1 protein-coding gene is annotated in these 1,078 nt (G+C 67.3%); it reads left to right on the top strand.

Translation table 11 applies throughout. The features are described from left to right. Positions 1-338 precede the first annotated feature (338 nt). The coding region (gene recA / locus ACFVW8_RS39180; protein ID WP_389698840.1) for a recombinase RecA at positions 339-1,078 on the top strand (740 nt) is incomplete at its 3' end.

The raw sequence follows: 1,078 nt of genomic DNA, 5'->3' as shown, positions 1-1,078 counted from the left end.
TGCTCAGCCGAAGGCCGCCTGCGTGTACCGCAGTTACCAATCCGAGTGATCAAGTACGACGAACCGTTCGGGCCCTGACGTTAAAGATCAAGCTAAGGGCTGTCCCGTAACCCCTGGCGGCCACGCGAGGATCTGAGACGGCGCCCGCGGGCGGCCCAGCCGGCGACCGGCGCCGTCCGGCGCGCCACCCGACCCGCTTCCCTCCGTTTGGTACCTTTCACTGGACACGCAAATCGATCGGATGTTCGTTTTTGAATCTCCGACACGTCCGTTGTCGGCAGCAGACGCCCACGTTCCCCGATGTGCGGCGTGCCACTCAATCGGACCGGGTGAAGCTCATGGCAGGAACCGACCACGAGAAGGCGCTGGACACCGTGCTCGCGCAGATCGAGCGGAAGTACGGCAGAGGCGCGGTCATGCGCCTCGGCGAGCGGCCCAACGAGCCCATCGAAGTGATCCCCACCGGCTCGACCGCGCTGGACGTGGCGCTCGGTGTGGGCGGCCTGCCGCGCGGCCGGGTGGTGGAGGTGTACGGACCGGAGTCCTCCGGCAAGACGACGCTGACGCTGCACGCCGTGGCGAACGCCCAGAAGGCCGGCGGCACCGTGGCCTTCATCGACGCCGAACACGCCCTCGACCCCGAGTACGCGAAGAAGCTCGGCGTCGACACCGACAACCTCATCCTGTCCCAGCCGGACAACGGCGAACAGGCGCTGGAGATCCTCGACATCCTGATCCGCTCGGGCGCCCTCGACCTGATCGTCATCGACTCCGTCGCGGCCCTGGTGCCCCGTGCCGAGATCGAGGGCGCCATGGGTGACTCCCACATGGGCCTGCAGGCCCGGCTGATGAGCCAGGCGCTCCGCAAGATCACCAGTGCGCTCAGCCAGACGAGGACGACGGCGATCTTCATCAACCAGCTCCGCGAGAAGATCGGCGTGATGTTCGGCTCGCCGGAGACCACCACCGGTGGCCGCGCGCTGAAGTTCTACGCCTCGGTGCGCCTCGACATCCGACGGATCGAGACGCTCAAGGACGGCACCGACGCCGTCGGCAACCGCACCCGCGTCAAGGTCGT

Source organism: Streptomyces sp. NPDC058221, from assembly GCF_042882365.1.
In the GTDB taxonomy this organism is placed as follows: Bacteria; Actinomycetota; Actinomycetes; order Streptomycetales; family Streptomycetaceae; genus Streptomyces.
The sequence above is the reverse complement of the archived record's forward strand: the minus strand, read 5'-3'. Positions and strand labels throughout refer to the sequence as shown.